Here is a 22492-nt window from a genome sequence, read left to right as displayed (position 1 = left end):
AGTCGACAGGTCAATGATCGTACGCCTGTGAAGCCGCCACGCTTGGCACTGGATAGGCGTTTTCCTAGACTGGGTTGGGTGTGCTGTTCCAGAGATCGAAACGCGGATGAATTCGACGTCGTGTCTACAGCTTGCGTTTCGCGATGCGCCGCCCGGTGAGACGGCGATTCGCGCGGCATTGGAAGCCGCGCAGCGGGTGCTTGAGCGCAGCGGCGTGTCGCCGCGCGACGCCTACGAGGCCTATCAAGCCTTTGCTACCGGGGCCGGCAGCCCCGATGTGCTGGCGCTGACCTTTGCCCGTGCTGAAGCCGAGGCAATGGACACGCTGGCCGCACACGGGTACGCCCGTTACGGCACGATCAGCCTCGCCGTTCTATAGCCTGTTCGATCGCCTGCTGACCGATTTCGGACTCGCGTCAGATTTCGGCCGTTTTCCCACCCAGCCGCCGTGCCGTTTCCGACACATGACGGTGGATGCGTGCGAGGAAATCGATCTCCGCGGCGCGTGTGGGCGAATGCCCCAGCGCTTGCGACAGGTGCGTCGCCACGAACGATGACTGCGGTGCCAACATGCTGATCAGGCGCAGCAGTTCACGCCGTGCCTGGGCAGCGTCGTAGCCGAGGTGGTCAGCCAGGGCCAGCAGGGCATCCTGATCGATGGCGTCGTAGCGGGCTTGCGCGTCGGGGGTGCGTTCGCCGTCGAGCGACAGCGCATCGGCATCCCACTCGTTGGCGTAGACGGCGGCGCAGAACAGGTGGTCGTGTGCGGCCAGGCGGACGCCGTCCGGGCCGATGTGGAAATGCAGCGTGCCAGCAGAGGCGTTGCGCCCGCCAATCAGCAGGCAGAACACCATCCAGCGGAACAGCGATGCCGTGGCGGCCGTCGGGTCGGCGCACATACGTGCGCATTGCGCGACCTGCTCAACGGTGATCGGCAGGAAGCGGTGCTCGGGCGAGAGCCCAAGCAATTGCACGGCGGACACGACATAGCGGGCCTGCACGAGCGCGGTGTCGTCGCTCTTGCAGCGCAGGGTGCGATCCAGGCGCTGCACGACGGCGGCAGTTTCCGGAAACTGGCGCAGGCCGAGGAAGGGCGTTTCCAGCCCGATGCTGCGGCCAAGCAGCGTGGCCCAGCAATGGTTGATGGTGGCGTAGGGCAGGTTGCTGCCTTCGCCCAGATCCAGCCGCACAAAATGGCTGGATTGCGCAGCGTTGGCCGGCGCGGCAAAGCGGCCCAGCCACATCGACACCGGCAAGCCATTGGAGGCCAGGAAGGGCAGGCTGATCTCGCTGGATTCCGGCACGGCACGCACGCCGTAGTGCGCGCGCGGTTCGGCCACGCGCAGCGGTGTGGGCTGGCGCGGGCGTTTAACGCTTTGCTGGAACTGCAGGACGAGATCGCGCTCGGACAGGCCGTCTGCGCGGCCACTGCAGGGCTTGAGCCCGGTGGGCACCAGCGACAGCGGGCCATCCAGATGCGGTGCAGCCTGTGCCAGATGCTCCAGCGCTGTCGCCGCAGCCTTGGGCGCCTCGCGTGCCGATTCCGGCAGCAGGTATTCAAAGAAGTGGCGTACCGGCTGGGCCTTTGCCGTATCGGCAATGTTGCCTGCGGCGCGCGGCAGATGCGGGCTCAGGTCAAAACCCTGCGAGGCGGTCCGCCACCGGGGGTCGTATTCGAACGCCCAACCGCTGCGGTCGCACGACAGTTGACCGATCAGATGCTTGTTCAGGTAGACGTCCAGCATGCGCGTATCCAACGTGTTTGACTGGAGCGTGCGCGGTTGGCCGTGTAGCGGAGGATCCGCCAGCCATCGGGAATTGCTGTGCGCAAATGCGATTGCGCGATTCCCTTGCACGCCCCTCTTCGACCGAGGCCCGAGCATAGCAAAGAAAATATAGGCAACAATCGGAAAAACCCGATTTCGGTGATGCAGTTTTCTGAAATCGGATTATCGAATCGTTAAGATCGAGTGCACGAAAGCCGATGTTTCTGGCGTCTATCTCAGTTTTGAGAATTTTTTAAGTCTGGCCGAAAATCCTTTGGTGACGCCATGGAAGACGTTTCAATGACGTCGAAATGGCAAGGTATGAATTGCAAGACGAGGATTTATCGCATTCGTGTCAGTAAATTGTCGCGTTGCACGAATTGGTGCCAAAGCGCCCCCACAATATGAAGGCCAGCGATGAAATACACCGCATTGCCAACAAATTCATGGGCTGATTTAAGTGTCGACTTCAAATCGGGGTTTTCTGCCACCAATCGGGGCAGCGTCCACGTGAGGAAGGTGACGTCCTTGCCGGCGGCCTGCACGAACAGGATGCCGCTGATGGGCATGGCGAACATGATGGCGTATAGCACCCAGTGCACCAGCTTGGCGCTGGCGATCTGCCAGGCAGCGCCAATGTTTGCCGGCGCGGTGTAACGCCAGCGCGCCCAGACGCGCACGCAGGCGAAGAGCAGGATGCACTGTCCCAGCATCATGTGGATGGACGTGAACAGTGCGCGGCCGGCGGAGCCCTTGGGCAGCGTGCCCTTGTATTCGATGGCCGCCAGCGCACCCGCGAACAGCAGGAACATCAGCCAGTGCAGGACGACGGAAGGGCGGGCGTAGCGCTCAGGCAAGGGCGACATGATGGTGTTTTCTCAGGGGAGGGAAGCACCACCCTAACGCACCCACCGGTCAAACAGATTGATCTCGCCCAGCCTGGCGGGCGAGATTTCACAAAAAGAACGATATCAGCGGCCCGAACGCGAAAGCGAATCCTTCTCGTTGGCAGTACTCGCCTTTTTGCCCAGCGCCAGTACGCCGGTCGACAGTGACGTGCCGAGCAAGATCACCGCGCAGCCCAGCACCATGTTGAGCGTGAGTTGCTCACCGAGGAACAGGATGCCCCACAGCACGCCAAACACCGGGATCAGGAAAGTGACAGAAGCCGCGCGCATCGGCCCCACATGTGCGATCAGCCGGAAGAACAGAATGTAGGCAATGCCCGTACAGGCGATGCCAAGGCCAATGACATGGAACCAGACGTCGCCGGTCGGCGTCTGCGCGGGCCACAGCCAGACCGCGAGCGGCGCCAGCACGATCGCTGCGAACAACTGGCAGCCAGTTGCGGTGGCCAGCGGCGGCACGCCGGTCAGGTAGCGTTTGGTATAGCTAGCGGCAACGCCATATAGCACGGTCGCGCCGATCGCTGCTGCCACAGCTAGCCCGCCCTGTTTTGCATCGATCACGGACGAGCCGCCAACCAGCACGATCACGCCCACGAAACCGATAGCTAGGCCCAGAACACGCCACGACGATAGTCGATCTCCCAACCAGAGAAAGGCGACGATCGCGGTGAACAGTGGCGTGGCGGCATTGAGCACGGAGGTGAAGCCGGCCGTCAGGGTCAGTTCCGCGTAGGCGAACAGGCAAAATGGAATGGCCGAATTCAGCACGCCTACAGCCAGCATGTGCGGCCAGTGCGTGCGGAGTGCACCAAGGCCCCCGCGCCACGCCAGCACGGGCACAAGGAAGCACGAGGCGATTCCCACGCGCAGCGCGATCAGCGCAACCGGTCCGAACTGCGGTGCGGCAACACGCATGAACAGGAAGGAGCCGCCCCAGAGGGCAGCAAGCGTCAGGAGTTCCAGCACATCGGAGCGGCGCATGAGGGTGTCTCGTTATCGTTGTGGGGTGTGAAACCGGGAGGGGGAACGTTGCGGACGCCATTGTCCGCGCTTCCAACGTTTCATGCTGATGCCAGATCCAGCGTGCCTTGGCGGGTGTCATCCGGCATCGGCAGGCGCGCACCCACCTGCGCGGGATGGCCTTCGAGCCGCAGCAGCGCGGCCTTGCGCGGCAGGCCGCCGGCATACCCGGTGAGGGCCCCGTCGGCACCCACCACGCGGTGGCAGGGGATGGCGATCGAGATCGGGTTGCGCCCCACCGCCGTGCCCACGGCACGTGCGTGCTCGCGCGTGAGGCCCAGGTGCGCGGTGATCTGGCCATAGGTGCTGCGCTGGCCGAAGGCGATCTCGCACAGCAGGCGCCAGACATCCTGTTGGAACGGCGTACCCGCAGGCGCCATCGGCAGATCGAAGATGCGCAGCTTGCCGGCAAAGTACGCCTCGAACTGCGCTTGCGCTTCACGGATGATCGTCAAGTCAGCGCCCGGTGCCATGCGCGCGGCGTTCATGGGAATCGTCTTCTGGCCGGTGAAGAACGCGCCGGTCAGATGTGTGGCCGTGGCGGTCAGCAGCAGATCGCCGAGTGGGCAGGGGAAGGTGTGGCGATACATGGTGGTCAGCTCGCAAGGGCAACCGGCGTGTCGGCTGGCTCGGGGTGGAACGCCTCGTCGCGGTGCCAGAGATGCATGGCGGCGTAAGCGCGCCACGGGGCCCAGGGTTCGGCGCGCGCGATCATGGCGCGGCGTGTGGGCAGGGCGCCATCGCCGTTGGCCAGGCGCTTGCGCAGCACGTAGTCGCCCAGCGGAAACGCGTTGGGCCAGCCGAGCGCGCGCATGGCGACGTACTGCGCGGTCCATTCACCAATGCCGGGCAACGCTTGCAGTGCAGCCAGCGTGGGGGCGAGCGGTACCAGCGGCTCCAATCGTAGCTGGCCGCCATCGATGGCGCGGGCAAGTTCAACCACGGCAACGGCGCGACTGGCCTGCAGGCCGGTGTCGGCAGACAGCGTGCGCGGGTCGACTTGTGCCAGCGTGGCAGCGGAGGGAAACGTCATCGAGAGGCCGGGGCGCCCGTCATGCGGTTGCGCCAACGCGTTGCCATGCGCAGCCGTCATGCGGGCCAGGATGCGCCGTGCCTGCGCAAGCGAAATCACCTGGCCGGTGATGGCGCGCACCGCAATCTCGAAACCGTCTACGGCGCCGGGCACGCGCAGGCCCGGCGCGTCGTCCGCCAGCGCGCCAAGATGTGCGTCCACGACGTCCGGCCGGCAATCCAGATCGAACAAGCGCCGTGCGCGGGCCAGCACGGGCGGCATGGCGTGCAGCAGGCTGGCCGACAGCGTGAGTGCGATGGCATGGCGTTGCGGCACGTTGCGCGCATGCAGCCAGCCCGTGTGCTGTGCACCGGCGTAGTCAACGGTGATCGTGCGCGCGTAGCTGTCGGCATCGACCACCTCCACGCCGTCGACGGCACGGGCGCGCAGGAAATCAAGCAACGCATGCCATGCAAACGGCGGGCGGTAGCCGAGCATGAGCGTGGGGCCGTCATCCGGGGCCGCTGCAACGGCGGTGCGGGTGCGTAGGCGTGTGGGCGCAAAGCCGTAGTGCTCGGCGAACCCGCTGTTCAGACGACGCACACTGCCAAAGCCTGCGGCAAAGGCCACGTCGCCAACGGGCAGGGCCGTATCCGTCAGCAGTCGCTTGGCGAGCAGCAGGCGCTGCGTTTGCGCGTATTCAATGGGCGAGACATCGAACTCTGCGCGGAAGATGCGTCGCAGGTGGCGGTCCGTCACGCCCACGGCAGCCGCCAATGCCGCGAGGTCGTGCTCCTGCAAAAAGCCCTCGTCGATCATGCGGGCGGCCGCGCGGGCGAGGTTGGACGACATCTCGCCCAGGCTGTGCCCTGGGGCCAGTTCCGGCCGGCAACGCAGGCAGGGGCGGAAGCCCGCGCGCTCGGCGGCGGCGGCCGTGATGAAGAAGCGGCAGTTCTTCTGCTGCGGTGTCCGGACTGCGCAGATCGGCCGGCAATATACGCCGGTGGACGTCACACCCACGAAGAACCAGCCGTCAAAGCGCCGGTCGCGCGATTGCACGGCGTGGTAACAGGCGTCGTGATCGAGGTGCATGGTGGTGGCCGGGGAGTTTGGAGCCTAGTCTAGCCCTGTCGGGTCGCATGCGTTCGCCGGATTCGGACAAGTCCCTCGGTGCCGAAAAGTCGGCATACCGGCACAATGCAGGAGGTCTGTTCGCATCCGGTTCAGATGCGAGCAGACCTCACAACAACACATCGGGAGATAGGCATGTCCAAGACCATCGTCATCACCGGCGGGGGCCGGGGTATCGGTCGCGCCACGGCAGTGCTGTGCGCGCAACGCGGCTGGTCTGTTGCGTTGCAGTATCGCGGCAACCGCGCTGCTGCCGAGGAGACGGTCGGCCTGATCGAACAGGCCGGCGGCCACGCGCTGGCGGTGCAGGGTGATGTGTCGAGCGATGAGGATGTGATTGCCTTGTTCGAGGCCGCCGCCGGGCGCTTCGGGCCGCTGCACGGTGTGGTCAACAACGCCGGCATCGTGGCCGAGGCGCAGGACGTGGCCGACATGACCACGCACCGCCTGCGCACGATGTTCGAGACCAATGTGCTGGGCGCCTTCCTGGTCGCGCGCGAGGCGGCGCGGCGGTTGTCGACGTCGCGCGGTGGCGTGGGCGGTGCTGTGGTGAATGTGTCGTCCGCGGCATCGCGGTTGGGCTCGCCGCATGAGTATGTGGACTATGCGGCGTCCAAGGGTGCGGTCGACACCATGACGCTGGGCCTGGCGCGCGAGCTGGCGCGCGACGGCGTGCGCGTGAACGCCGTGCGCCCCGGCCTGATCGAGACCGACATCCACGCCTCGGGCGGACAGCCGGACCGCGCACAGCGGCTGGGCTCCACCACGCCCATTGGCCGCCCGGGCAAGCCGGAAGAAGTGGCTGAGACCATCGTCTGGCTGCTCTCGGATGCGGCGTCGTACGTGACCGGTGCGCTGCTGGATTGCTCCGGCGGGCGCTGATCTCCAGGCGCGGAATCCCCCCCGTTGTCGATTTGCATCATCCCCAAATTTGGGGATGCGCTGCCCGGCTGACGTTTCTACGATGACCGGCGTGTCGTGATGGCAAGGACAGCCATTGCGGCATCCGGCATGCGCCATCAGAGCGCACCCGGTTCAATCCACGGGAAATCGGTAGAACCAACGTACGGGGGCTTCATGCAAACGAACAGCACCGGCCGCGGCCGGCATACGGGCGCTGTTGCCTTGACGGCGGCAGCATTGGCAGTGGCGCTCCTGGTCGCAGGCTGCGGTGGATCGGACAGCAGTTCGACCAGCCCCGGCGGCGGCACCACAACACCTGCCTCGGCGTCGTTGGCCGGTACGGCCGCCACCGGCAGCGCGTTACCTAACGCCAACGTGGCCGTGACGGACAGCGCTGGCAATTCGCCGTGCGTGGAAACCGCCATCACCACCACTGCGCTGGGCGCGTACACCTGCACGTTGAAGGCGGGCGAGGCGGCACCGTTCTTCGTGGTGGTGACCGACCCGACGGGCAACACCGCGCCGCTGGTGAGCGTGACCACCGTCACACCGCCCGCGGGCTCGCCGCTCACGCTCAATGCCACGCCGCTGACGACCGCCATCGTTGCGCAGCTCTCACCGGACGGCAATCCGCTCACCGTGGTCAGCTCCAAGACGGTGGACGCCACGGCGCTCAAGACGGTGACGGCCAACGTGGTCGCGCAGTTGGCATCCGTGCTCAGCGCCATTGGCGCGCCGGCCAACTATGACCCGTTCGGTACCAGCATCTCAGCCGCCACGGCATCTTCCAGCGGCAATACCGCCGACCAGGTGCTCGATATCGTCAAGGTGTCGAAGGATCCGACCAGCGGCCAGCTGCAGTTGTCCACCGTGGACAACCCCACGCCGGTGCCCCTGGCCACGGCCACCAGCGGCGGCTCGCCGCTTCCCGCACCGGCGGCCAACGTGTCGACGCTCACTCAGGGTGTGCAGGCGATGTCCAGTGCATTGACGACGTGTTTCGCGCAGCCCGTCGCGCAGCGTGCGGCTGCCACCGACACCACCGTGCTCGCCACCCAGGGCGGCGCCACCGTGACGTCGTTGGGCGCGGCCTGCCAGAACATCCTGTCGGACACCAGCAACGCGGGCGGCATCGCCTTCCTGCACAACGGGTACAACGGCGGGCAGTGGCTCTACAGCCTGCTGACCGCAAGCACGATGACGGGCGCACAGTTCAGCGTGCCCGAGATCATCGCGTTCTCTCCGGCAGCGTCGAACGCGTCCGGGCAGGATGAAGCGACCGTGAATATCAAGTACCTGGACGCCAACGGCAACCCGGGCAACCTGATCACGGTGGCGCGCTTCATTGCAGCGGGGGCATCGAGCGCGCATGCGTCCAACTGGTGGCTGGTGGGTAACCAGCAGCCGGTGGATATCACGGCCAAGACCGTGATCCGACGTGTCGAGCAGTTCAACCCAAGCGCCGGAAACTTCAGCCATTTCCGCAACGGGGTCCAGTTCCTGATCAATGCGGCAGGCCCTGGCACCGTCATCAGCGGCAAGGGCAGTCTGAGCTACGCGATCGTGAAGGGCCCGGGGCTGCCGCAGGCGGGGCTGGTCTTCATCCCGCCGGTGGTGAGCGGCCAGGTCTACATGGACCTGGCTAACAAGACAGGCGCGATTCCCACCACCTACCAGTGTGGGAATACGTCCACCACCAAAACGCCGACCTACAACTGCCCGAACTTCTGGATCTCCAAGACCATGGGGATCAGCGGTTCAGCGGCCTCTCAACCGGTGAGCGCCAACCCCAGCGGCGTTACCTGGGCGCAGTCTGGCGACAACCTCGACCCCACCGCCGTGACCAAAGGGGTGAAGTACACGATCGCGCTGTTCTACGGCTCGAACACGAACGCGGCAAGCCCGGACCTGAGTATCAAGAAGACGCTTCTGACGGACCTCGTCGCGGCAACGCAGGGCGTCAATCTGCCGTGGAATACGCCCGGGAGCCAGTCGCTGGCGGCGCTGGATCCGACCAACAGCAGTCTGAGCGGTCCGCTGACGTCGTTGACGGTGGATTGGGTGCAGAACGTTTCAGCCCAGCAAGTCGGCGGCGTGGCGGTCACCATCGACCCTGCCGGCACGTACAGCGCGCAGACGGCGGTGCCCAAGGGCGCTACGTCGGCGGTCATCACTCTGCCGAGTGGACAGCAAGTCCCGGCCCTGACGACCAGCACCTCACGTTCGCTGAACTTCAGCTACCGCATGCTGGACAACAGCGCCAAGAGCACGATCTATACGTACAACTAAAGCGGGGGAGAAGCGGGCGCCGCACCAGAACGGTGTGGCGCTTCGATCAGTCTCTGTACAACACGTGTAAGTCGGCAGTTGTACAGATCGTGGGCGTGCCTGTTGCGGGCACGCCCTTTTTTCATGCGCGCCGATCAGGCATCCGCCCCGGCCTTGAACGTATCGCACTGGCGGATATCGCCACCATCAAAGCCCTGGCGGAACCAGTGCATGCGCTGCTCCGACGTGCCGTGCGTGAAGGCATCGGGCGTGACGCTGCGGCCGGCGTTGCGTTGCAGGGTGTCATCGCCGATGGCGTGGGCGGCGGTGAGTGCCTGCTCCAGATCACCACGTTCCAGCAGGCCACGCTTCTGCGCGAAATGCCCCCACACGCCGGCCAGGCAGTCGGCTTGCAACTCCAGCTTGACCGACAGCGCATTGGCCACGGCTTGCGACTTGCCTGCCTGCGCACGGCTGACCTTGTCCGACACACCCAGCAGGTTCTGTACGTGGTGGCCCACCTCGTGCGCGACAACGTAGGCGGCCGCAAAATCACCCGGCGCGCCAAACTTGCGGCGCAGTTCATCGAAGAAGCCGAGATCCAGGTAGACCTTGGTATCGGCCGGGCAGTAGAACGGGCCGACGGCCGAGGTGGCGTCGCCGCAACCCGAGCGGATGCCCTGGCGGAACAGCACCAGCTTGGGCGGCTGATACGCGCGGCCGGCCTGCTTGAACAGTTGCGTCCAGGTGTCTTCGGTATCGCCCAGCACGTGCGAGACCAATTGCTTGCTGCGGTCGTTGTCGGTCTCACCCGTGGGGCGGGCGGGTGCGTGCTGCGTGCTCTGCGTGGTGGGCGCGTTTTGCGACACCTGCATCACCATGCCCAGGATTTCCAGCGGGTTCTTGCCCATCAGCAGGCCGACCACCGCCACGATGGCGATGCCGCCGATGCCCAGCCGCATGCCGCCACCGCCAAATCCACCGCCCGAGGATGCGCGTTCATCCTCAACGTTGTTGCTTTCGCGCATGTCATCCCAACGCACGTCGTTCTCCCTGGATTTCCTTGATGTGCAGACTCGGGTGTCACACCCGGTAAACTTTGCAAAGTCTACCTGCCTTGCATGCGCACGGGCACTCCGTCGGATGGCCAAATCGTCTGTTTCTGGGGCAAGGGTGAGCACCGGCAAGGGTTGGCGGGTGTTTGTCGCAATGCACAACGTCCGGCAAGGAATTTGCTACTGACGGCTGATCGCCGCAACGAGGCTGCTGGGCCGCTTCACGCTGTCACGTGCGTGTCATGCGGCCATTCCCGAATAACGATCGGCAACGCGCGATGTTGCCGACCCAGGATCTTGAGTTCTCGCCATGCGCTTGCCCGCTTCCGTTACCACCCAGCCACCCGAACCCATCGATACCCCGCAACCGGCTGCCGCCTATTTCGACCCGATGGAGGTGGCCGACGTGCCGCAGGCGCAGGTGGAGCGCGAGCCGTGGTGGTCGCGTGTTTCGAGTGCCATCGTCAACGGCGCATTCACCAACGTGGCGGCTGCGTTCATTGCAGTGACGGGGGCGATCTACGTGGGGATGGCGCACGCACCGTGGGTGCACAGCCTGGCGGGGCATACGCCCGCCGCCGTGCAGGCCAGTGACGCAACGAGCGTAGCGATGGCGGTGACCCCGGCCAGCGCTGCAACGCCGCTGGCCGCGCAGCCCGATCCGGTCGAGGCAGCGCGTGACCGCATGGAGCAGCGTGTCTACTCGCAGGTGCCGCCGGCTAGCACACACACGGTGGCTGCGACGGAGTCCACCAACGACGTTGACAGCGACGGCCCTGTCGCGAGCACGCCGCGCCGCCACCATCGCGGCACCCGACACGTCACCTATCGCAGGGCGACCAGTGCGTGGAATGCGCACTGGTACAAGGGCGCGTAAGCGGCGCCTTGAACGCAGACATCAGGCCAGCCGCAATGCGCGGTCGGCCTCGACGGTCTCCAGTGCTTGCAAGGCTGCCACCAGGCGGCGGCGTAACGATTCCGTGACCGGCAGGATCGGTGCGCGTGTCTGCTCGCCGATATGTCCGAGTTCGGCCAGCAGCGCCTTGACCGGCGCCGGGTTGGGCTCCGCAAACAGCAGGGCAGCCAGTGGCGCGAGTGCTTGGGCCAGACGCCTGGCCTCGTCGACGCGGCCTGCGCGATGGTGTTCCACCAGGGCCACGAACAACTCCGGTCGGATGTGCGCCCCGGCCAGAATGCCGCCTGCACCGCCGTGCGCGAGGCAGTCGAGCAGCGCGCTGTCATCTCCACTCAGCACATCCAGCGGGCCGCCTTGCAGCGCGCCAAAGTTATCGGCCACGCATTCCTTGATGGCGACGATGTTGGCCTGCTCGGCCAGCACCAGCGCGGTATGCGGGGCGATGGCCACGCCCGTGCGCTTGGGCACGTTGTAGAGCACCACCGCGCGCGACGTGCTGGCCGCCACCTGCGTGTAGTGCCAGCGCAAGCCCGCCTGCGATGGGCACACGTAGTAGGGCGGTGGCACGAGATAGCCCGCGCTGTTCCAGCGCTCGTAGTGGCGGATCTGTGCGCAGACCTCGCGCGTGTCGGCCGCGCCCACGCCGATCAGGTAGGGTGTGCGGCCGTCGCATGCCTCAGCGATCGTTTCCAGCACGGTGTAGCGCTCAATCTGCGAGAGCAGCGCGGCTTCGCCCGTGGTGCCCAGCGCGACAAAGCCTGCGACGCCCGCGCCCTGGTAGTGACGCACCAGCCGGCGTAGCGCAGCCGTGTCGACTTTATCGTCGTGAAAGGGGGTGACCAGCGGAATCCAGATGCCCGAAAACATGGCGCGCCTCAGTGCAGCAGGTGGGCATGCCCACGCTTGAGCTGGGTAACGCGGCCGAGCGTGGCGCGCGGCAGGCCGCGCAGCAGGGCGCCGATGACGGCATCCACATCGGCATGCACGAGTTCCAGATCCACGCTGATGGTGTGACGGCGTGCGTCGTGTTGGACGATGTACAGGCCGAGCGCGTCGCCCAGCAATGCATGCAACTGACGGCGAACCGCATGGGGTTCATCGCTTGGCACCGTTACGCGCAGGCTCACATACTGGCGTGCCGGCGTGGCAACCACGCGAGAATCCACACGAGAGGCCGCTGCCGGCGAGGGCGGCAGCAGCTGCGGAACGAGCGAAGACAGAAGCATGGATCGGCCCATGATGCGAAGGCGGTGGCTGGCATCGCCAAGTCGTTGAACATGGTGACACCGTATCGGTTCGCTCGTAAAAAGCGTGAAAAAGGGCAGTGGGGCGGTGTAAAGAAAGAGTAAACGCTCAGGAAGCGCGTCCGGCCTTGCGGTGGCGCAACGCGATGATCGTCAGCGAGATGCCGCTCACCACGGCCGCCGTCAGCACGTAGTAGCTCGGCGCCAGCGTATCGCCCGTCGTGTGGATCAGCCATGTGACGATGAACGGTGCGAACCCGCCGAACAGTGTCACGCCCAGGCTGTAGTCGAGCGACAGGCCCGTTGAGCGCACGCGCGTGGGGAAGATCTCCGACATCAACGCTGGCATCGGCCCCGAATACGCCGCCTTGAAGATGCCCGATACGGCTTGCAGCGCCAGCAACGCGCCGATGGTCGGATACGCGTGCAGCAGTGCAAACATCGGATAGATCAACACGATCATCAGCACCGACGTGGTGAGCATGATGCGGATGCGGCCGATGCGATCGGACAACGCGCCCATCACCGGCGACAGCAGGAACTGCAGCCCGCCGTTGAGCACCACCACCGCGAACGACTGCGCGGCCGGCAGATGCAGTTGCTTGACGGCATACGTCGGCATGTAGAGCTGCAACACGTACACCGACACGGTGGACTGTGCCACCACGCCCACCGCCAGCAGCAGGTTGGTCCACTGCGCCTTGAACGAGGCTTGCGGGTCGACCGTCGTCTTCTTCTGCTCGGCAACGAACTCAGGCGTTTCGTCGAGGTGGCGGCGGATGTAGAAACCGACCGGGCCGACCAGCAGGCCGAAGATGAACGGCAGGCGCCAGCCCCAGCCCTCCAGGTCCGCCGGCGTGAGCGAGGCCGTGAGCAGTGCGCCCAGCCCAGCGGCGAGGATGGTCGCAATGCCCTGGCTCGCAAACTGCCAGCTTGCGTAGTAGCCGCGCCCGTGTTTGCTGTGCTCCACCATGAACGCCGTCGCGCTACCGAACTCGCCGCCCACCGCAAAGCCCTGCACCAGGCGCGCGAGCAGGATGGTGATCGGCGCGACGACGCCGATCTGCTGATAGCTCGGCATCACCGCAATCGCCAGCGTGCCGACGATCATCAGCAGGATCGACAGCGTCAGTGCGGCCTTGCGCCCCTTCCTGTCCGCATACATGCCGAGCACGATCGCGCCCACCGGCCGCGTGATGAACGACACGCCAAAGCTGCCCACTGCAAACAGCAGCGATACCCACTCGTCATCCGCCGGAAAGAACAGCTTGCCGATGATGGACGCAAAGAACCCGTAGACGAGAAAGTCGTACCACTCCAGCGCATTGCCGATCGACGACGAGATGATGATGCGCCGCGCGTGGGCCGCATCGGTTTTTTCAGGGCGAGCGGGCGCAGCAGCGCTTGCCGCAGAAGGGGCGGTCATGATGAGGGTTCCTTTGGTGCCGGCCGGGATCGTTGTTATGGAACTGCAGCGCGTTGCCCGCCCGGTCCACGGGTCAACGCGCTTGTGTACGCTGGCTTAGAAGCCCACGGCGTGGCCATCGCGGCGACTGTCGCTGGCGGCCACGTAGCCGTGGTCAGCATCGTCAGACAAGCGCCAGATGAACTGGCCCGAGCCGAAATCCATATACGGATCGGCCACCGATTTGAGCTTGTGTCCGCGCGCCTTCAGTGCGGCGACGGTGGTGGCGTTCATGGTGGCCTCCACGTCGAGCGTGAAATCACGGTTGACCTTCCAGCGCGGCGCGTCGCACGCGGCCTGCGGCTGCTGCTTGTAGTCGAGCATGCGCACGAGCGTCTGCAGATGGCCTTGCGGCTGCATGTCGCCACCCATCACGCCAAAGCTCATCTGCGGCTTGCCATCCTTGGTGAGGAAGGCCGGGATGATGGTGTGGAACGGCCGCTTGCCACCTTCCACCACGTTGGCCGAGCGCGCGTCCATCGAGAAACCGAAGCCGCGGTTCTGCAGGCTGATGCCCGTGCCAGGCACCACCACGCCCGAGCCGAAGCCCATGTAGTTGGACTGGATGAACGAGACCATCATGCCGTTCTCGTCGGCCGCAGTCAGATACACCGTGCCGCCGGCGCGCGGCATGCCGAAGGTGGGCACCTGTGCGCGGCCCATGTCGATCCGCTTGGCGCGCGCATCGAGGTACGCATCGTCGAGCATCTGCTCGGGCGTGACTTCCATCGAGCGTGGATCGGCCACGTACTTATAGAGATCAGCAAACGCCAGCTTCATCGCCTCGATCTGCAGGTGCTGCGAATCGGCGGAGTCGACCGGCAGCGCGCTCAGGTCGAAGCGGTCGAGAATGCCCAGCGCGATGAGCGCGGCAATGCCCTGGCCGTTCGGCGGAATCTCGTGCAGGTCGTAGCCGCGGTAGCGCTTGGTGATGGGCTTGACCCACTCGGGCTGATAGTTGCGCAGGTCTTGCGCGATCATGGTGCCGCCGCATTCGCGTGCGTACGCCGCGATGCGCTCGGCGAGTTCGCCTTCATAGAAATCGCGCCCGTTGGTCTGGCCGATGCGGCGCAGTGTGGCGGCGGCATCCGTCAGCTGAAATTTCTCGCCAACTTCGGGCGAGCGGCCGTGCGGCATGAAGGCCTGCGCGTAGCCGGGTTGATTGTGCAGTTCAGGAATCGCCGCAGCCCACTTGTGCGCGACGATGGGCGAGACGGTGTAACCGCGTTCGGCAATCTCCGCGGCGGGTTCCAGCACATCGGCAAACGGCAGCTTGCCAAAGCGCGCATGCAACGCGGCCCAGGCCGAGATGGCGCCGGGCACCGTCACCGCATCCCAGCCGCGCGTCGGGCGCTTGGGGGTGCCGTTTGCGTCTTCGCCGTACTTGTTGCGGAAGTAATCCAGGTTCCACGCCTGCGGTGCCGTGCCGGAGGCATTCAGGCCGTGCAGCTCCTTGCCGTCCCACAGGATGGCAAAGGCATCACTGCCCAGGCCGCACGAAACGGGCTCCACCACAGTCAGCATGGCTGCCGCCGCAATGGCCGCATCTACCGCGCTGCCGCCCGCGAGCAACATGCGCAATCCGGCCTGCGCCGCCAGCGGGTGCGAGGTGGAGACAACATTGCGCGCAAACAGCGGAATGCGCACGGTGGGGTAGGGGTTCTGCCAATCGAAGCGGTGGGACATGGCTTGGGAAAGGAGGTGGGCTGAGTGGATCGGATGATTATTTGCGGTGCACGGAATTTAATAAAGCTAAAATTCGTTGGATATTGCTTAAGAAAAACTTGAGAGTCGTCTACGCCGGCTTGTGGGTACCGTGTGAGCACCGTCCGCTTTCTCCGCACCTTCGTTGCCGTGGCACGCCACGGCTCGTTTGCCGCTGCTGCCGAGCGCGTGGCGCTCACGCAGGCGGCCGTCAGTCTGCAGATGCGCGCGCTGGAAGCCGAGTTGCGTCGCGACTTGTTCGATCGTTCCGGGCGTACGGTCACGCTCAACGCGCATGGCCGCGCACTGCTGCCCCAGGCCGAGCACCTGCTGGGCCTGTACGACGCCATGCGCATCGGCGATGAACCCCAGACCGAATTGGCCGGTGCTGTCGCGATTGGCGCCGTGGTATCGGTGATGGGCTCGTTAGCCCACGCGGTAGCGGGGCTCAAGCAGGCGCACAAGGGGCTCGACGTCAAGCTGATCACGGGCAAGTCTGGCGAGCTTGCTGAGCAGGTGGAAGCGGGGGAGTTGGATGGTGCGCTGGTGGTCGAGCATCTGGAGCGCCTGCCTGCCAACCTGGCCTGGCACCCGCTCTACACCGAGCCGCTGGTGGTGGTGGCGGGTCGCCACACGCGCGGCCGCGCAGAAGAGGTCCTGCGCACGCATCCGTTCCTGCGCTTCGACCGCGCAGTACGCACCGGCGCACTCATCGACCGCGCCCTGCGCAAGACGCACATGGCCGTCAACGAATTCATCGAGGTCAACTCGATCGAGGCGATTGTCGAACTGGTGCGCCAGCAGGTGGGCGTGACGCTGGTGCCGCGCCTGCGCCGCGCAAGCTGGGAGAGCGACCCCGCTCTGCGCGTGCTGCCCATGCCGCCGCAAACGCCCGTGCGCACCGTCGGCATGATCGAACGGAAAGAGCATGTGCGGCATGGAGTGATTCAGGCGGTACTCGATGCGCTCGAAACCATACTTAGCAAGTCCAGCGCCTAAGCTTTAAGCATCACCAATGGCTATGGAGACTGCCATGAACGCATTCGTCGAACGTTGGCGCGACGAGCTGATCCTGCTCGGTCGCGTGCTGATGATGCTGCTGTTCCTGATTTCCGGCTGGGGCAAGCTGACCGGTTTCCAGGGCACCGTCGGGTACATGGGGACGGTGGGCGCACCGATGCCGATGCTCGCCGCCGCCGTCGCGGTCGTCATGGAGTTCGGTGTGGGGATCGCGCTGCTGATCGGCTTCTGGGTGCGACCGCTGGCCTTGCTGATGGCGCTGTTCGTGCTGGGCACCGCGCTCATCGCACATACCTTCTGGAACGTGGAAGGCGCCATGCAGACCGCCAACATGGTGCAGTTCTACAAGAACCTCAGCATCATGGGCGGGCTGTTTTTGCTGGCTGTGACGGGGGCGGGGAAGTACGCGGTGCAGAAATCCTAGGGCAACGCTTTTAGCGCAACGACCGCTGCACCAGCACCACCACCGCCAACACCCCACATACCACTGCAAACCAACTGAAGAGCTGCGTGCCGGCCAGCAGCGTGGCCTGGCGGTCGATCTCGGCCGACAGGCTGGCCAGCCGTTGTGGCGTGAGCGGGTTGGCTGCCTGCAGGTCCGACGTGAAGCGCGTGACGTGCGCGACGATCAGCGAGCGCGATTCCGCCTGCTGCGTCTGCAGCGACACCACGGCCAACCCCGTGCCCACCGCGGTGGCGAACTGGCGCGCGATGTTCTTCATCTGATAGCCGTGCGCGAAGTCTTCGCGGTCGAGATCGAGGTAGGTCATCATCGCCACCTGAATCATCACCGCAACCGGCGTCATGCCTTCCAGAAACGACACGGGAAAGAACGCGTAGTCCGGCGCGCCAGGCATCAGACTCGTGGCCAGCAACAGGGCAGCCGCGGCATAGATGGCAAAGCCGATGGCGATAAAGCGGCGCTTGCGGAAGAAGAACGGCAGCCAGACCGTGAAGATCACTGCCGCCACGGTCGACACCGCACCGCTGATCATCAGGAACAGCGTGGTCGTCCGGAAGGTGAAGCCCAGTCCACCTTGCGACACGGCCGGAAACAGGTACGACCAGTACCCACTCATCAGGTAATACACGCCGTAAAAGCCGATGCCCCACAGGTAGCGGCGGCCACTCAGGCGCGAGAGGTCGAGCCACGGGTCCGGGTGTGTGCGCAGGCGGTGGATGGCCAGCAGCAGCGCAGCGGCACCACCCAGCAGCAACAGCGGAATCACGGGCGATGCGGTCAGCCGGTTGTAGCGCAGCTCCGACAAGCCCATCAGGAACGACAGCGCACCGATGGCGATGGCGCCCACGCCCACCCAATCCCATTGACTGTCTTCCGGCGGTGCTTCGTGCGGGCGGCGTGCGGCGCGTGTACGCGGCTGATGGTGCTCAGGCGGCAGGAAGAACATCGCAACCCAGGCCACCACGGCCAGCCCAAGCTCCAGCCAGAAGATCACGCGCCATTCGCTGTACTCCAGCACTTCGGCGCAGATCCACGGCGCGATGGTCGTCAGCCCGAACAGCCCCACGCTGAACATCATCATGGGCGGGATGCGCTCATCGGGCTCGGTGGTGAGCTGCACCAGAATGCGCGAGGCCGAGAACAGCCCGCCCGCGCCCAGCCCCTGGATGGTCCGGCCGATGACGAGCTCGCCAATGTTGTTGGAGGTTGCGCAGACCACGCAACCGATGCCGAACAGCACAATGCCCGCCAGCGCGAACATCCGGTAGCCCACGTGCGCGGCAATGCGGCCGATGGCCAGGTTGGCCACGACGGCCGCCACGGCATAGGCGGTGACGGCGTACAGATACGCATCCGGGCTGGCATGCACGCCGCCCTGGATATGCTGGCCCGCCACGGCCATCATCTGGGAAGAGACGAAATCGAGGCCCGTAGCCAGGCCCACCGCCAGGCCAAAAGCGTGGATGCGCGCCGAAGAAAAATGGGGAAACGCCCGCAGCGAGGCGGGCGGAAGGATTTGCAGCGACATGTGCCCGAGCATAAACTTGCCCGCCAGCCGGATAAACGGCCAACTCTAGGAACACTGTCCAGTCATGCGAACAATGGAGTGGAACGACTGGGAAACCTTCTGCCGCGTGGTGGAGGCTGGCAGCTTCACCGCCGCCGCCGAGGCATTGGGCATTCCCAAATCGACCGCTAGCGCCGCCGTATCGCGGCTGGAGGCCGCGCTCGGTGTGCGGCTCATGACCCGCACCACGCGCCAGTTGCGCCTGACCGAGGCTGGCTCGCACTTCTACGACGACATCGCCCCGCTGTTCGAGCGCCTGCGCGAAGTGCACGCCGACACCACCGCCGCCAGCGAAGCCGTGGCAGGCACGCTGCGCATTGCCGCACCGTACGAGGTGGGCGCGCAGCACCTGACCGAGCCGGTGTGCCGCACGCTGGAGAAATACCCGCATCTCCAGATCCAGGTGCATATCTCGTGGGAGCAGCCGGATCTGCTGGCCAGCGGCTACGACATCGTCTTCGTGATGGTCGATCAGGTGCTGCCCGATTCGTCCTTGGTGGCGCGGCGTGTGGTGCTGATTCCGCGCGGTTTGTACGCATCGCCGACCCTGCTGGCGGAACGCCCGCCGCTCAAGACGCCTGCCGATCTGGCGGGCTGGCCGTGCCTGTCCGGCCCCGACGATGCAAGCTGGGCCTTCCGGCCCGTTGGCGAACCCACGGCCGAGCCCCTTGAAATTCCCATCCAGCCGCGCCTGCAGACCTTGAATGCCGAGATGCGCGCACGCGCTGCCGTGCGTGGCCTGGGCGTGGCCCGCATGGCGCGCTCCGTGGGTGATACGGAAGTCGCCACCGGCCGCCTGGTGCGCGTGCTGCCCGATTTCGAACTGACCGCGCTGCGCGTTTACGCGCTCATGCCTGCGCGCAAGCTGGTGCCGCGCAAGGTGCGTGTGTTTCTGGATGCGCTGGAAGCGGAGGGCGCGGCCGCCACGGTGGCCGCATCCGCGCCCGCCTAGCCGAAGACCGGCGCCGGATGTCACAATCGGCGCTTTCCTATTCGGATTGTGAGGATCGGCGGCCATGCGTTTGCGCCAGATCGAAGTCTTCCGCGCGGTGATGCTGGTCGGCACAGTCAGCGAAGCGGCGCGCATGCTGAACGTGTCGCAGCCGGTAGTGACGCGCGTGCTGCAGCACACCGAGCTGCAGCTCGGCTTTCGCTTGTTCGATCGCACCAAGGGCCGCCTGCAGCCCACCGCAGAGGCATTCGAGCTGTTTTCTGAGGTCGAGCGCCTGTATCAGGAGGTCGAGCGCGTGCGGCGCGTGTCGGCCAACCTGCGGCACAAGGGGGCAGGGCGCCTGCGCGTGGCGGCCACACCCAGCCTGGCGCCGAGCATTCTCGCGCCCGCCGTGCGGCGCTTCTCACAGCGGCATCCCGATACGCTGGTGCGTGTGTTCACGCATCACACCGCCGAGATCGTGCAGGGCCTGCTCTCGCAGGACATCGACGTCGGCTTTGCCTTCGCGCCGCCGGTGCATCCGGCCATCAGCACCACGCCGGTCGCGCAGGGCCGCATCTTGCTGGCCGCGCCGCGCGCCTGGGTGGGCGGCAAGACGGATGGGCGCGCGCTGCACAAGCTTGTCGCTGAGAAGCCATTCATCGGGCTGGAAGATCAGATCTCGCTCGGCTCGCTGGTCGGGCAGACCTTGGCGCGCGGTGGTCTAGCACCGCAATCGACGCTAGAGGTGCAGACGTATTCGCTGGCACGCTCGTTGGTGGAGGAGTCATTGGGCGTGACGATGCTCGATCAGTTCACCGCCGCCACTGGCAGCATGGATCGTATTGCGCTGTTCGCGCTGGAGCCGGCGCAGACGTTTGACGTGCGCGCCATGCGTGCCGAGCACCATGCGCCGTCTTCGCTGGCGGATAGCCTCGTGCAATGCTTTGCCGATGCCGCCCGCGCGCTGTCCGATGAGCTGCCGCAACGCCTGGAGCCGACGCCGTTCGTCCTCAAGACCGGCACCAATGTGGACGCCGCCGCGGCCGACTAACTTTTTCGCCGCACGCGCGTCTAACGGGTTCTGTTGACCTTGCAAGGAGACTGATCGATGCGACGTTCTACAACTGCCTTGATCTTTGGTGTGGCGCTGTCTGCCGGTGTGTTCAGCGGCGTGGCTGTGGCGCAGCAGCAATCGCCGGTGCCCGGCATGTCGTCCGATGATCTGAACACTGCGCTCGACTTTGCCAAGGCGGGCCTGAACAAGGCCATCGACCAGGCGCGTGCCTATACGGCGTTGCCGATCAAGGACCCGCGCGATGTGCGGTACACCTGTGAGGGCGGCAAGACCCTCGCGGTGAAGTACATGACGGTGGGGGATACGCCGCTGGCGTCCATGGTGCTCGACGGCAAGACGCTCGTCTTTGCCAATGTGATTGCGGCCTCGGGTGCGCGCTATGCGTCGGGCCAGTACGTCTGGTGGACCAAGGGTCCCACCGGCTTCCTGACCGATGAGACCCTGCCCGCAGGTCGGAACCCGGGCAACATGCTCTACCGCGATTGCAACGAGACGACGCGGTAACCAGCTTCAGTTGGATCAGACTTCCAGCAAGTCGCGTCCGACGATGATCTCGCCCTTGAAGTACGGGCGCACCGCATCCAGCCACACCGAATCTTCCAGGAACGGATAGCCGCCCGGCACAAAGTGCGACAGCACCAGCGTCTTCACCTTGGCCTCGGTGGCGATGCGGCCGACGTCTTCGGTGGAGGTGTGGCTGGCCAGCAGATGCTCGCGCAGCGTCTTGGCGTTGGGCTCGGTGGAGAGCAGCTTGTCGAGCGACGGCAGGTGCATGACTTCGTGCACGAGCACATCCGCGCCGTAGGCTAGGCGCACGAGGTTCTCGCTCGGTGCCGTATCGCCGGAGATGACGATGGATCGGTCGGCCGAATCGAAGCGGAACGCAAATGCCGGCGAGACCGGTGGGTGCTTCACCAGCGCGCTCGTCACCTTCACGTTGGCGTCCTGCATGACCAGCCCGCCGTCGGTCAGTTCGTGCGGGTGGATCATCGGCGCCAGCGGCGGGCGGCCTTCGTCGGCAATGCGGGTGCGGATGTCGTAGTCGTACAGCTCGAGGAACTTGGTCGTCATCGCGGCCAGCGGGGGCGGGCCCCAGGCGTCGACCGGGCCGGTCAGGTCGGTGGCCCACGCGAGCAGCAACAGCGTGCCGTAGTCGGCGTTGTGATCCGAGTGCTGGTGCGTGATGAAGATGTTGCGGATGGCCTTGAGCTTGAGCCCCGCACTTACGTACTGGCGGCCCACGCCGTTGCCGCAATCCACCACGTACGACACGCCGTTGATGACGATCACCTGCGCCGGCGCTGAGCGGTTCTTCTTGGGTGTCGGTCCGCCGCCGGTGCCCAGCAGGATCAGGCGCGTGCCCTTGGGCGCATCGGCTGCCGAAGCTGCCAGCGGCCAGCCTGCGGAGGCAGCACCCGCGCCCACGGCCAGCGCGCCGGCTTGCCGCATCCAGCGGCGACGGTTGTTGTCGAAAGCGTGCATGCGGCGGTCTCCTCTCTGTTGTGGTGTGCGTTCGCGTCTTAGCGGGGCAGCCCGCCCACCTTGGTACCGGGCTTGATCCCCTTGCGAGCAAACCAGCCCTTGTTCATCTCCAGCGCATAAACGCCGGCCTTGGTCGGGCAGTGGTTGTCTTCGGTCTGCGGCTTCATCTCGGCAATGTCGGAGATGGTGCCGTCGTCGGTGATGAAGGCGATCGACAGCGGCAGGTCCGTGTTCTTCATCCAGAAGCAATGGCCGGCGGATTCATCAAACACGAACAGCATGCCGGCTGTGTCGGGCATGGTCTTGCGGAACATCAGGCCGGTCTCGCGCGATTGCGGGGTGGCGGCCACTTCCGCCTTGACCTTGTACATGCCGATGGTCAGGTCGGCGACGGGCAAGCCGGTTTGGGGGCCGGTGGGTGTTTGCGCAAATGCGCCAGTGGCGGCAACGGCCACGGACAGCGCGGCAAGCAGACGGGACAAGGTAGTCATGGAGGTTGTGGGCTAGAAACAGAACGCTCCATGATCGGTACTCGGCTAGCCGCCGTCAATGAGACTGC

At 65.5% G+C, this 22492-nt stretch carries 22 protein-coding genes; 9 read left to right on the top strand and 13 right to left on the bottom strand.

What is annotated here, in order from left to right; translation table 11 throughout:
• Positions 1 to 106 precede the first annotated feature (106 nt).
• Positions 107 to 379, top strand: a complete 273-nt coding sequence (locus C404_RS47330; RefSeq protein ID WP_021195804.1) for a hypothetical protein — start codon at positions 107 to 109, stop codon at positions 377 to 379.
• Between the two features lie 37 nt (positions 380 to 416).
• Here C404_RS47330 and C404_RS47325 read toward each other — a convergent pair whose 3' ends face one another.
• The 5 genes from C404_RS47325 to C404_RS47305 form a co-directional block, all read right to left on the bottom strand.
• Positions 417 to 1745 (bottom strand): HipA N-terminal domain-containing protein, encoded by a 1329-nt coding sequence (locus tag C404_RS47325; RefSeq protein ID WP_021195803.1) that lies wholly within the window; start codon positions 1743 to 1745, stop codon positions 417 to 419.
• Positions 1746 to 2107: 362 nt separating this feature from the next.
• A complete protein-coding gene (locus C404_RS47320) occupies positions 2108 to 2632 on the bottom strand; it encodes a cytochrome b (RefSeq protein WP_021195802.1) in 525 nt (174 codons plus the stop codon).
• 105 nt (positions 2633 to 2737) lie between these two features.
• Positions 2738 to 3655 (bottom strand): DMT family transporter, encoded by a 918-nt coding sequence (locus C404_RS47315; protein ID WP_021195801.1) that lies wholly within the window; start codon positions 3653 to 3655, stop codon positions 2738 to 2740.
• Between the two features lie 80 nt (positions 3656 to 3735).
• Complete coding sequence (locus tag C404_RS47310; protein ID WP_021195800.1) at positions 3736 to 4284, bottom strand: methylated-DNA--[protein]-cysteine S-methyltransferase; 549 nt, start codon at positions 4282 to 4284, stop codon at positions 3736 to 3738.
• Positions 4285 to 4289: 5 nt separating this feature from the next.
• Positions 4290 to 5798 carry a DNA-3-methyladenine glycosylase 2 family protein gene (locus C404_RS47305; protein ID WP_021195799.1) on the bottom strand — a complete coding sequence of 503 codons (1509 nt, stop codon included), beginning with the start codon at positions 5796 to 5798 and terminating at the stop codon, positions 4290 to 4292.
• 174 nt (positions 5799 to 5972) lie between these two features.
• Here C404_RS47305 and C404_RS47300 point away from each other — a divergent pair, with 174 nt between their 5' ends.
• Together C404_RS47300 and C404_RS47295 are read left to right on the top strand one after the other, a co-directional pair.
• Positions 5973 to 6719 carry an SDR family oxidoreductase gene (locus C404_RS47300; protein ID WP_021195798.1) on the top strand — a complete coding sequence of 249 codons (747 nt, stop codon included), beginning with the start codon at positions 5973 to 5975 and terminating at the stop codon, positions 6717 to 6719.
• Between the two features lie 195 nt (positions 6720 to 6914).
• Positions 6915 to 9029, top strand: a complete 2115-nt coding sequence (locus tag C404_RS47295; RefSeq protein ID WP_031329647.1) for a hypothetical protein — start codon at positions 6915 to 6917, stop codon at positions 9027 to 9029.
• 134 nt (positions 9030 to 9163) lie between these two features.
• Here the strand turns inward: C404_RS47295 and ypfJ are convergent, their stop codons facing one another.
• Positions 9164 to 10051, bottom strand: coding sequence for a KPN_02809 family neutral zinc metallopeptidase (gene ypfJ / locus C404_RS47290; RefSeq protein WP_031329645.1), 888 nt, complete (start codon positions 10049 to 10051; stop codon positions 9164 to 9166).
• Between the two features lie 322 nt (positions 10052 to 10373).
• Here ypfJ and C404_RS47285 point away from each other — a divergent pair, with 322 nt between their 5' ends.
• Positions 10374 to 10940 carry a hypothetical protein gene (locus C404_RS47285; RefSeq protein ID WP_021195794.1) on the top strand — a complete coding sequence of 189 codons (567 nt, stop codon included), beginning with the start codon at positions 10374 to 10376 and terminating at the stop codon, positions 10938 to 10940.
• Between the two features lie 21 nt (positions 10941 to 10961).
• Here C404_RS47285 and dapA read toward each other — a convergent pair whose 3' ends face one another.
• The 4 genes from dapA to C404_RS47265 all read right to left on the bottom strand — a co-directional run bounded on the left by dapA (position 10962) and on the right by C404_RS47265 (position 15374).
• Positions 10962 to 11846, bottom strand: coding sequence for a 4-hydroxy-tetrahydrodipicolinate synthase (gene dapA / locus C404_RS47280; RefSeq protein ID WP_021195793.1), 885 nt, complete (start codon positions 11844 to 11846; stop codon positions 10962 to 10964).
• A gap of 8 nt (positions 11847 to 11854) precedes the next feature.
• Positions 11855 to 12205 (bottom strand): hypothetical protein, encoded by a 351-nt coding sequence (locus C404_RS47275; RefSeq protein ID WP_021195792.1) that lies wholly within the window; start codon positions 12203 to 12205, stop codon positions 11855 to 11857.
• A gap of 127 nt (positions 12206 to 12332) precedes the next feature.
• Entirely contained in the window at positions 12333 to 13649 is a 1317-nt protein-coding gene (locus tag C404_RS47270; RefSeq protein ID WP_021195791.1) for an MFS transporter, read from the bottom strand.
• Between the two features lie 96 nt (positions 13650 to 13745).
• Positions 13746 to 15374 carry a gamma-glutamyltransferase family protein gene (locus C404_RS47265; protein ID WP_021195790.1) on the bottom strand — a complete coding sequence of 543 codons (1629 nt, stop codon included), beginning with the start codon at positions 15372 to 15374 and terminating at the stop codon, positions 13746 to 13748.
• Positions 15375 to 15506: 132 nt separating this feature from the next.
• On the opposite strand from C404_RS47265, the gene C404_RS47260 reads away from it, so the two are divergent.
• Both C404_RS47260 and C404_RS47255 read left to right on the top strand, forming a co-directional pair.
• On the top strand, positions 15507 to 16391 hold the full coding sequence (locus C404_RS47260; protein ID WP_021195789.1) for a LysR family transcriptional regulator: 885 nt from the start codon (positions 15507 to 15509) through the stop codon (positions 16389 to 16391).
• A gap of 34 nt (positions 16392 to 16425) precedes the next feature.
• Entirely contained in the window at positions 16426 to 16836 is a 411-nt protein-coding gene (locus tag C404_RS47255) for a DoxX family protein (protein WP_021195788.1), read from the top strand.
• A gap of 10 nt (positions 16837 to 16846) precedes the next feature.
• On the opposite strand, the gene C404_RS47250 is transcribed toward C404_RS47255, so the two are convergent.
• A complete protein-coding gene (locus C404_RS47250) occupies positions 16847 to 18403 on the bottom strand; it encodes an MFS transporter (RefSeq protein ID WP_031329644.1) in 1557 nt (518 codons plus the stop codon).
• Positions 18404 to 18476: 73 nt separating this feature from the next.
• Between C404_RS47250 and C404_RS47245 the strand changes: the two genes are divergently transcribed.
• The 3 genes from C404_RS47245 (at position 18477) to C404_RS47235 (ending at position 20955) form a co-directional block, all read left to right on the top strand.
• Positions 18477 to 19394 carry a LysR family transcriptional regulator gene (locus C404_RS47245; RefSeq protein ID WP_021195786.1) on the top strand — a complete coding sequence of 306 codons (918 nt, stop codon included), beginning with the start codon at positions 18477 to 18479 and terminating at the stop codon, positions 19392 to 19394.
• 64 nt (positions 19395 to 19458) lie between these two features.
• Entirely contained in the window at positions 19459 to 20427 is a 969-nt protein-coding gene (locus C404_RS47240) for a LysR family transcriptional regulator (RefSeq protein ID WP_021195785.1), read from the top strand.
• Between the two features lie 57 nt (positions 20428 to 20484).
• On the top strand, positions 20485 to 20955 hold the full coding sequence (locus tag C404_RS47235; protein WP_031329643.1) for an MliC family protein: 471 nt from the start codon (positions 20485 to 20487) through the stop codon (positions 20953 to 20955).
• Positions 20956 to 20970: 15 nt separating this feature from the next.
• Here C404_RS47235 and C404_RS47230 read toward each other — a convergent pair whose 3' ends face one another.
• Positions 20971 to 21933 (bottom strand): MBL fold metallo-hydrolase, encoded by a 963-nt coding sequence (locus C404_RS47230; protein WP_021195783.1) that lies wholly within the window; start codon positions 21931 to 21933, stop codon positions 20971 to 20973.
• A 38-nt stretch (positions 21934 to 21971) separates the two neighbouring features.
• Entirely contained in the window at positions 21972 to 22424 is a 453-nt protein-coding gene (locus tag C404_RS47225; protein ID WP_021195782.1) for a DUF192 domain-containing protein, read from the bottom strand.
• Positions 22425 to 22492 lie beyond the last annotated feature (68 nt).

The sequence above is a fragment of the Ralstonia sp. AU12-08 genome, from assembly GCF_000442475.1.
Lineage (GTDB): Bacteria > Pseudomonadota > Gammaproteobacteria > Burkholderiales > Burkholderiaceae > Ralstonia > Ralstonia insidiosa.
The sequence above is the reverse complement of the archived record's forward strand: the minus strand, read 5'-3'. Positions and strand labels throughout refer to the sequence as shown.